This window comes from Phyllobacterium chamaecytisi (genome assembly GCF_020164455.1).
GTDB lineage: Bacteria > Pseudomonadota > Alphaproteobacteria > Rhizobiales > Rhizobiaceae > Phyllobacterium > Phyllobacterium chamaecytisi.
In genome coordinates this window covers 48,389-57,798 of sequence record NZ_JAIQWW010000028.1, presented here as the reverse complement: position 1 = coordinate 57,798, position 9,410 = coordinate 48,389, and the positions used below count along the sequence as shown (strand labels likewise).

The window sequence follows — 9,410 nt, the reverse complement described above, 5'->3', positions numbered from 1 at the left end:
ATATCGGGGAACTATTTATATACTCCACTACCAAAAGGAATTGCTCGAGGCCGCAGGCTTTTCAAGCCCACCGTCGACCTTCGCCGAATTCCAAGCGGCTGCAGTCGCTTTGACGAAGTCAGGTGCGCCCCTCCGGTACGGGTTGGGAACATGCGCTCGTCAGGGGCCGGCGATCAGCAACCACTTCTGTCCGTTCCTGTTGTCTTCGGGTGGTTCGTTCTACGATCTGAAGACGCGGAAGATCATGATCGATACGGAGGAATCCATCAGTGCGCTGGAGTATTACGGGGACCTGATGACCAGGCACCGGGTCATGCCTCCGGAGGCAGTGACCTGGGAATGGGATGAGATCATTGCGAACGGTCAGAACGACCGTTATGCCATGGCCGTCACGCTGAACGCGACGGGGACTCTACTGAACAAATCGAAAGCGTCTAAAACAGCCGGGCGGTGGGGTTGGACTGTCGTGCCGGGGGCGCTGAAAAGTGAACAGAGCAAAAGCCCGTTCTTTGTATGGTCGTTCGCCGTTCCTTCGGCATCACAGAACAAGGAATGGGCTTTCGAATTCATTCAGCACATTACGAGCAAGGAATGGGCCCGGCGCTCCATGGAAAAGGGAAATGCTTCCACCCGCCTTTCCGTGTTGACCGATCCGGAGATCGTCGAAGCATATGGCTGGACTGGGGCGGCCGCCGAACAAATGAAAACCGCTGTGACCAACCCGAATGACGCCAATTGGGGCTCACTCGAGCTTGATCTGCGCGCGGGCGTTTCAAGCACGCTGCAAGGTCAAACGACAGCCAGAGACGCGTTACAGACCGTCGCCGCGAGTTGGAAGCGCAAATTCGATCGCCTGAAGTTATGATGTAACGTCGACAGCAATTCGTGCCGAAGTTCATTCATCCAATCCAAAAAAAACAACCGTTTGATCGCATATTCCAAGCTCACCCGGCATTTAATGCCTAGCGGCCAATGAAGCCCCCGCTGATGCCGATGACTTAACAATTCTTAACATCTCGAAACTTTCCTTTCTTCTTCAACGGGCATTTCCTTGCAACGAAACGGTTGAAGAGGTGATGATGTCTACAAACGGCAGAAAGTCAGCGGTTGTGGCACAGGGGCTCGGTGCAGCCATAGCTCAGTATCTGGCAGCCGACCGTTTCAACGTCCTCATCAATTCTGCATCCCAATCGAAGTTTTTGCGAACCGCTGCTGCTATTATTGCGGCAGTCGTTTTCCTGCTGGACGCGTTGACATCCTTGGACATCGCCATTGCGGTGCTCTACGTGCTCGTGGTCTTGCTCTCGCTTAATTTTGCGACCCAGAGACGAGAAGCCGAAAACCAGCTTCGTGCAGCGCGAACGGAGTTGGCGCATGTCGCCCGCGTGGCAACGCTTGGCGAGCTGACCGTATCGATCGCTCATGAACTCAACCAGCCTTTGGCCGCCGTGGTCACCAACGGAGGAGCCGGCTTGCGCTGGCTCAAGCGGGATGTACCGGACCTTGAGAAAGTTCAATCTTCGATGGAAGGGATGATTGCCGATGCACAACGTGCCAGCGACATCATCAAGAACTTGCGGGCTCTATCGGTGAAGGCACCTCCGAAGCCGATACATATTAACCTGAATGAGGTTCTCGATGAGACGGTGGCGCTTGTTCGGCGTGAAATTGACATCAATCAGGTAAGCTTGCGGTTCGATCTTGCAGCCGATCTGCCAGAGATCAACGGTGATCGAGTGCAACTGCAACAAGTAATCCTGAATTTGCTGTTAAATGCCATCCAGGCAATGGCACATGTGGCTGGCAACACTCGGAAGCTGCTTATAGAGACGTTTGCCGAGGAACAGTCTGCTCTCGTGAAAATCCACGATAATGGCCCCGGCCTTACGCCTGAAACCCGAAAGAAACTGTTTAGCCCCTTTTATACGACGAAGCCGGACGGAATGGGCATGGGCTTGTCGATCTGCCGCTCGATCGTGAATGCACATGGGGGAAGCATCAGTGCAAGTTCCGAACCGGGATCAGGCACCACGTTCGAATTCACCATTCCCTTGAAACAAGGGACCGGGTAATGGACGAACACAGCTCGCCACTTGTCTTTGTCGTTGACGATGATGCACATCTGAGAGAAGCGTTGGCCAATCTTTTCAGGTCGGTTGGTATGAGTGTAGAGCTGTTCGGCTCCACCTCCGAACTCCTTTACCGTCCTGCCAAAATTTCTGCCGGAAGCTGCCTTGTCCTCGATATTCGGCTTCCGGGCGTCAGCGGGCTCGACTTCCAGGACAAGCTCGCTAACCTTGGCAACAATATTCCCATCATCTTCATGACGGGTCACGGCGATGTTCCGATGTCTGTACGGGCGATGAAGGCTGGCGCCATCGGGATTTGCCGGGTCGGATCCCAATTCTGGCCTGATGGACCCGCAAACTTACCGGGCACCCGACAATCCGCGTGGGCTCGGTCGGCCTTGCCGCCCAAGGTGCGCGATGGCCGGCTCGACGAATTCGGGCCTTATGAGGCACGGCTCGCCTCATTGATTTAGGACGATTCTTCCCCCAACACACAAGGAGCATTATCATGAAGACCTATCTCATCAATCATCTGCGCATTCCCGGCGACATTCCGAACGACGCGGGATTGACCTACCTCGAACAGGTCGAAGCAACGGTCGCACCTTTCGGCGGCAAGTGGCTGGCACAGGGCCCCGCCGACGTCGTCGAGGGCGCTTGGCCAGGCTCGGTCGTGTTGATGGAATTCCCGAGCCGCGATGCCGCGACGTCCTGGTACAATTCCCCTGCGTATCAAGCGATCCTGCCGCTCCGCCTGAAGAACGCGATTTCGGACCTCATTTTAATTGACCAGATTCCTGAGGACTTCACCATAAAGGGCTTTGCCAGCGAGGTTCGCCGTGCGACTCGGGGCAGCTGAGCTGCCCGCAAATTCCGCGTGCGTGCGCCTTCCGTGGATGGAATACGCGCGCTGCATCCTATGCCAGAACCGGGTCCAGCGGTCAGCCGAGGCACCGGGATTCAACGAATTATAGCCCGCCCGTAACCTTCGACGCCCTGCGATCATCGAGCCACGTAACCATCGATCGGGGCAATAACAGAACCATGGTCGAGAGATGAGCACATCATTTACCACCCTGCACGTTACGCACACCAACCGCGTTGTCCACGCTGTCATCGATGCCCCTCCCATCAACCTGATCGGGCCGGAGTTGATTTCCGATTTGGTCAGGTTGATCGAATATGCAGAAAACTCAGACTGTCGCGTCGTGGTGTTCTCAAGTGCCGATCGCGACTACTTCATCCCCCACGTGGACATGACGAAGGTCCGAGAGTACCGCGAGGCAGCGGCAAAGCTCGCAGGCGACGCGTCCATAGGTCTCCTGTTCCGCTACATGAGTGAAGCGCAGTTCGTTACAATCGCGCAGATCGAAGGCCGTGTCCGCGGAGCAGGCAGCGAATTCATCCTCGCATGCGATATGCGCTTCGCAGCGAGGGAGACGGCAGTCTTCGCCCAAATAGAAGCGGCCTTCGGGTTGATCCCAGGGGCCGGGGCGGTCCAGCACCTTTCCCGTTTGATGGGGCGCGGCCGCGCCCTGGAGGCTATGCTCGGAGCGCAGGATTTTAGCGCCGAACTTGCTGAACGATATGGCTGGATCAACCGCTCGCTTCCGAAAGCAGAGCTCGGAGGCTTCGTGTCCAACCTTGCGCAGCGGATCGCGAGCTTTCCCGTCGAGGGGCTCAACGACATCCAGGAAAGCTGCAACGCCATCACGCTTGGTAGCGCTGAAGCATACCGCAAAGACTCAGACCTGTTCGGTCTGGGCGTGGCGCGCCCCGAAACACAGGCGAGGGTCCGTTCCGCCATGCAGGCTGGACTTCAGACCCGCGATGCCGAGCTCTCCGTAGAGGGCATCATCCGCGTTCTTGGCAATGATTGAGGAGCAGCATCCATGTTCACGAAGTACGACGTCGCCTTTCCCGCAGAGGGTGGGATAGAACTGGCAGCATGGCTATTCCTACCCAAGCGGTCAGATGGAAAGGCACCGGGCATCACAATGGCTCACGGCTATGCGGGCACCAAATACCATGGGCTAGAACAGACCGCAGTAGCTTTTGCGGAAGCGGGCTTCGCGGTCCTTCTTCATGATCACCGCGGGTTCGGAGACAGCGGCGGGGAACCCCGACAGGACGTGAATCCTTGGCAGCAGATCACGGACTGGCGGCGCGCAATCTCATACCTTCAGGACCGGCCCGAAGTGGACGAGGCGAGGATCGGTGTCTGGGGCACGAGCTTTGCTGGCGGCCACGCAATCGTCTTGGGTGCCACCGACCGGAGGCTGAAGGCCGTTGTGTCGCAAGGTCCCACGATAGACGGATACGCCACGGGGTTGGGGCGCGTGGCCCCGCAAAAGGTCGCGGCATTGGAGGCTCTGTTTGCGGCTGACGAACGCGCGCAGCTTCGCGGGGAGCCTCCGGCGACGCAGGCGATAGTAAGCGAGGAGGCGACACAGAACTCCTCGTATTACGACGCTGATGCGGTAAAATTCTATCGCCAGCCTCTGCCGGAGGGCATATGGCAGAACAAGGTCACAGTCCGCTCAACTCGCTGGACCCGGATGTACTCTCCCGGTGAATGGATCGAGAGGGTCTCTCCAACGCCACTCCTGATGCTGGTGGCCGAGCGTGACCACACGGCCGCGACCGACGTAGCTCTGCGGGCATACGAGCGCGCTCTCGAGCCAAAGAGGCTGATCATCACAAAGGGCGGCCACTACGACCAGTACCTTGGCGAGGCTGAGAAAGGGACACAGGCGTCAATCGCCTGGTTCAGGCAACACCTTTGAAACTTGTTTCGAATGTTGAATTTCGGTCAAGCAAGGAAGTAATGGGCCCATGATATCTAGTTCGATGAAAGCCGTCGCGGTCGCAGGTGGCACTGGGCCTGCCGAGGCGTTGAAGCTTGTCAAGATACCAGTCCCCGTACCCCAGTCAGGAGAAGTGCTGATTAAAGTCCGCGCGGCGGGTGTTAACCGACCTGATGTCTTCCAGCGCATGGGCCTGTACCCACCGCCGCCAGGCGCTTCAAAAACGCTCGGCCTTGAGGTGTCGGGAGAGATCGCGGCAGTGGGCACTGCGGTGAACAGATGGAGGGTTGGCGACCGGGTCGCGGCTTTGCTGGGCGGCGGCGGATACGCTGAATATGCCATCGCAGATCAGGGTCTCACTCTCCCTGTACCACGGGGGCTTGATTTCTTGCAGGCTTGTTCTCTTCCGGAGGTGGCCCTTACGGTGTACGCGAACGTCATCGAGCAAGGAATGTTGAAGCGTAACGAAACCTTTATGATCCATGGAGCGACCTCGGGTATCGGCGTGATGGCGATTCAGATGGCGAAGGCTATTGGAGCTCGCGTGATAGCGACCGGACGGGGGGCTCAGAAGGTAACCCAGGCGCTAAGTCTGGGAGCCGACATAGCTGTGGACGCGACTGCTGATGACTTCGTAGATGTCGCAGGTGCGTACGGCGGAGTCGATGTCGTCCTCGATATGGTCGGCGGCTCCTATTTTGAAAGGAACCTCCGCGCCCTCAGGCCAATGGGCCGTCTGGTGCAGATCGCCTTTCAAGCTGGCGCAAAGGTGGAGCTGTCACTTCCAGATCTGATGCAGAAGCGTCTGATCATCACCGGTTCCACTCTCCGGTCTCGTAGCCCGGAAGAGAAAGCGCGCCTCGCGGCACAAGTCGAGCATCATGTTTGGCCGATGGTCGAGGCGGGGCAAATCGACTGCATCATCAACCAGACGTTCCCGCTCAAGCAAGCTGCTCAGGCGCATGCCAGGCTCGAAGCAGGCGAACATGTAGGCAAGATCATCCTCACCACGTGATTGCTGCCGCTCTTGGCTCCCACTCTACCATACGCATGAAAGGCAAACCAATGGCCACTCTCTTCGACCCCGTCCAGATCGGCGACCTGCAGCTAAAGAACCGGATCGTCATGGCACCACTGACACGGATGCGCAATTTCAACGAGCGCAGTCCCGGGCCCATCAACGTGAAACACTATGTCCAGCGGGCAAGCGCCGGCCTGATCATTACCGAGGCGACCTCGGTGACGCCGCAGGGCGTTGGCTACCTCGACACTCCCGGGCTCTGGTCGCCCGCGCAGATCGCCGGCTGGAGCAGCGTGACGTCGGCTGTTCATGACGCCGGTGGCCTCATCGTCGCTCAACTCTGGCACGTCGGCCGGGTCTCAGACCCGGTCTATCATGACGGCAGGCTGCCCGTCGCTCCGAGCGCGATCGCACCGGAGGGTCAGGTGAACCGCCTCAATCCGAAGCGCCCATATCCGGTTCCGCGGCCGTTGGAAACCGACGAAATCCCAGGCCTCGTAGAGGACTTTCGGGTCGCGGCCGGAAACGCGCTGCGTTCCGGTTTCGATGGGGCGGCACTTCACGCCGCCAATGGCTACCTCTTCGATCAGTTCCTGCATGATGGCTCGAACAAGCGAACCGACCGCTACGGCGGCCCCATCCAGAACCGGGCCCGCTTCCTCATGGAAACAGTGGATGCGCTACTGACGGTATGGCCTGCGGGCAGGATAGGCGTGCACCTCAATCTCATGTCGAGCAGCTATTCGATGAGCGATACCGACCCCCGCGCGCTCTTCAGCTACGTCGCCGACCAGCTTGGCGCACGGAAGATCGCCTTCATCTTCGCCCGCGAGGCACTCGATCGCGGCGACCAGCAGATCGGCCGGGACGTGCGACGGCTCTTCAAGGGCACCTACATCGTCAACGAGGGCCTCACGCAGGACAGCGCGCAACAGGCCATCGAACGTGGCGAGGCAGATGCCGCCGCCTTCGGTCGCTTGTTTATCGCCAATCCCGACCTTGTGGAGCGCTTCCGGCGTGGTGCGGCGCTCAACGCGATCAAGTCCGAGACGATCTACATGGACGATGAGACCGGATACAACGACTATCCGCTGCTCGGCGAAGCAGCGGAATAGGCGCCGCGCCCGCAGGTCGGCCTTTATTTGGTGGTCGATGCGGCATTAGGCCGTAAACTCATAAGCGCGCAACCAAAGCCGCATTGAGGCAAGCTGGACCATGGCGACGAAGTTGGCGGCGAGCTTGTCGTAGCGGGTGGTGACGCGGCGGAAGTGCTTTAGCTTGGAGAAGAACCGCTCGATCAGATCGCGCTGGTGTGGTAGAACCGCTTGCTAAAGCAAGGTTTGCGGCGCCGGTTGCTCTTAGGCGGATGTTGGGCGTGGCACCGAGCCGTTAGATTAAGTCGCGGATGCGGTCGGCGTCATAGGCCTTGTCTGCCAGCACGATGGTACGCGGGCCGAGGTGGTCGAGGAGCGTGTCGGCGATCTGCCCGTCGTGTGCCTGCCCAGCGGTCACACAGAGCTGGATCGGGAGGCCTTGCGCATCGACGACGACGTGGATCTTGGTCGTCAGCCCACCGCGTGATGGGTACCGCTGCGAATCTCTTATCACAAGCCCCGTGCGCATGAACTGAAGGTTTGCCGTCTTGCCAAGCCAGCGTTCCGGTAATGCTTGCCATCTCGACGTTCTCGAACGATCCTGGATCGTATTGTTTCTTGACGAAATCGAAGAAGCCAAAAGTTACAATCTTTGCGAAACCGAAGGCTGAGAAGCTCGCTGAGGGGATCTTTTCGCTCTCCATCAACGCCTCAAGTTGGACAAACATGTTGTCTCCTTGAAGCAATACCATGAGATAGCCTGTCGGAGTCTTTGTGGACCTAACCGTCCCGGTGTCGCTGGCCACGATAGCCTCCTATGCGATTGTTGGGGTAATCCCGCCCTCGACACGAAGCGCTGCTCCATTGGTCGCCGCTGACAGCGGACTCGCCACATATGCCACCAGATCGGCGGTCTCTTCGGGTTCGATCGAACGGCTGCTCCGCGCCCGCATTTCGGCCATTCCTACAATCACGCCGATTCACCAAAAGCTGACATCGTCATTGCAGAGGAAGCGGGCGGCATTGATTCAAGTGAGAACAGCTCGCGCAGACTTCGCGAAGAAACTCGCTTCCTGTCGAGGGCCTACCCCGGGCGGCCAAACGGTGACGTAGGCACCCTGGGTCAGAATTGAGATGACAATCTGAAATGGCTCAGACGGCATCCAAAAGGCATGTGCCGCGGTCCACGAGCACAACACCAGCAAAGTTGATTTAGACTGTCATGGCACTATGACACGCGGAGAATTCGTCGCTTATTGCGTCGAGCATGAAACCGACAAATAACATGGGCACTGTGCGGAAGAATCCGCAACAATGCTGGTTCTCATAACGAGTGCACGCCCTGTCAGCCTCTCGGCAGCGCAATCTCGATGTCCAGAGCCACGACGAGCACGGTAAGTAGCATCAGCGTCGCCAGCACGGCTACACCGACCGTCAAATTTAAATGTCCTCCGAAGGGAGCCATTTGCTGTCTCCATGCGTTGACCATCAACTAAGGAATGCGACAGATTTGTGATGGTTTTGTGACATGTCAAGTGCATGCAAATCAGGTGATCGATGAGTGTCCGGCTCACTGATGTGGCCAATAGCGACATTCCGTTAAGAGCGCGCACGCTTGTGAAGCCGGGCCGGGTGTTTGCGTTGGCCTGTGCCGTTTCGGCGTTGCTGCTCGGTGCAGGTTTTATGCAGGATCTGATCCTCTATTCTGGTGCCAAGCCGGAACTTTCCAACAAGATATGGTTGCTCGACGTCGACTCCGAGGAAAGTGCGTTTACGTGGCTTTCGGTGGTGGTAGCGTTTTCCGCAGCATGGTTGCTTTTTCTGGCAAGCAGGGACGCAGCCATGTGCGGTAGCAGGTTTAAATACCACTGGTATGCGCTCACAGTACTTTTTCTGTTGCTTTCGTTCGACGAGTTCGCCGGTATTCATGAAAAGATTTCTGCCGCTTTGTCCGGAAGGATAGAGCACACTGGCCTGATGTATTTTGCCTGGGCAGCGCCAGCTGGTATCCTCAGCCTGATCGGTCTTGCGGCCTTTATTCCCTTCATCAGGTCGTTTCCGTTGACGCTCGCGGGGCTCCTCGTGCTTTCAGCTCTCATCTTCCTTGGCGGTGCCGTCGGATTCGAGATGATTGGCGGCAGCGTTGCTGAAGTTGAAGGGATTGAATCATTTCGTTACCGAATACTGACGAACCTCGAGGAAGGTCTCGAAATGGCCGGGATGCTGGTCTTCATCTATGTGTTGCTGTGCCATCTGAAGCGTTCGGGACCAACACTCTACCCCAGCGCCTGATTTCCCCATCCTGCCGGATATCAAGGTTGAAGAACTCGGCAGCTTCATTGATAAAAGTTGCCATCGCTTATGGCGGGTCATGGCTTCCCATTACATTTCGCGGCGACTGTTTTCAGCGATCCGGTAC

General features: G+C 57.7%; 8 protein-coding genes and 4 pseudogenes. 9 read left to right on the top strand and 3 right to left on the bottom strand.

What is annotated here, in order from left to right; genetic code table 11:
- The 8 genes and pseudogenes from LB462_RS28420 to LB462_RS28385 all read left to right on the top strand — a co-directional run.
- Positions 1-865: extracellular solute-binding protein (locus LB462_RS28420; protein ID WP_224515008.1), on the top strand; the 865-nt coding region annotated here is incomplete at its 5' end.
- Positions 866-1,076: 211 nt separating this feature from the next.
- Complete coding sequence (locus tag LB462_RS28415; RefSeq protein WP_224515006.1) at positions 1,077-2,072, top strand: sensor histidine kinase; 996 nt, start codon at positions 1,077-1,079, stop codon at positions 2,070-2,072.
- Positions 2,072-2,380, top strand: a pseudogene (locus LB462_RS28410) (response regulator transcription factor); the annotation flags it as partial. The gene LB462_RS28415 and the pseudogene LB462_RS28410, both read left to right, overlap by 1 nt.
- 197 nt (positions 2,381-2,577) lie before the next feature.
- Positions 2,578-2,928 (top strand): DUF1330 domain-containing protein, encoded by a 351-nt coding sequence (locus tag LB462_RS28405; protein WP_224515004.1) that lies wholly within the window; start codon positions 2,578-2,580, stop codon positions 2,926-2,928.
- Positions 2,929-3,124: 196 nt separating this feature from the next.
- Positions 3,125-3,949, top strand: coding sequence for an enoyl-CoA hydratase/isomerase family protein (locus tag LB462_RS28400; RefSeq protein ID WP_224515002.1), 825 nt, complete (start codon positions 3,125-3,127; stop codon positions 3,947-3,949).
- A gap of 12 nt (positions 3,950-3,961) precedes the next feature.
- Positions 3,962-4,855 carry an alpha/beta hydrolase gene (locus LB462_RS28395; RefSeq protein ID WP_224515000.1) on the top strand — a complete coding sequence of 298 codons (894 nt, stop codon included), beginning with the start codon at positions 3,962-3,964 and terminating at the stop codon, positions 4,853-4,855.
- A 49-nt stretch (positions 4,856-4,904) separates the two neighbouring features.
- Positions 4,905-5,891, top strand: coding sequence for an NAD(P)H-quinone oxidoreductase (locus tag LB462_RS28390; protein ID WP_224514998.1), 987 nt, complete (start codon positions 4,905-4,907; stop codon positions 5,889-5,891).
- 50 nt (positions 5,892-5,941) lie between these two features.
- A complete protein-coding gene (locus tag LB462_RS28385; protein ID WP_224514995.1) occupies positions 5,942-7,012 on the top strand; it encodes an alkene reductase in 1,071 nt (356 codons plus the stop codon).
- Between the two features lie 45 nt (positions 7,013-7,057).
- Here LB462_RS28385 and LB462_RS28380 read toward each other — a convergent pair.
- From LB462_RS28380 to LB462_RS28370, 3 pseudogenes are all read right to left on the bottom strand, one after another.
- Positions 7,058-7,478 (bottom strand): annotated as a pseudogene (locus tag LB462_RS28380) (IS5 family transposase); the annotation flags it as partial.
- Positions 7,479-7,563: 85 nt separating this feature from the next.
- Positions 7,564-7,719 (bottom strand): annotated as a pseudogene (locus LB462_RS31290) (PPC domain-containing DNA-binding protein); the annotation flags it as partial.
- An 87-nt stretch (positions 7,720-7,806) separates the two neighbouring features.
- Positions 7,807-7,926: pseudogene (locus LB462_RS28370) on the bottom strand (oxidoreductase); the annotation flags it as partial.
- A 622-nt stretch (positions 7,927-8,548) separates the two neighbouring features.
- Here LB462_RS28370 and LB462_RS28365 point away from each other — a divergent pair.
- Complete coding sequence (locus LB462_RS28365) at positions 8,549-9,283, top strand: DUF8692 domain-containing protein (protein ID WP_224514993.1); 735 nt, start codon at positions 8,549-8,551, stop codon at positions 9,281-9,283.
- The last annotated feature ends 127 nt before the right edge of the window (positions 9,284-9,410 follow it).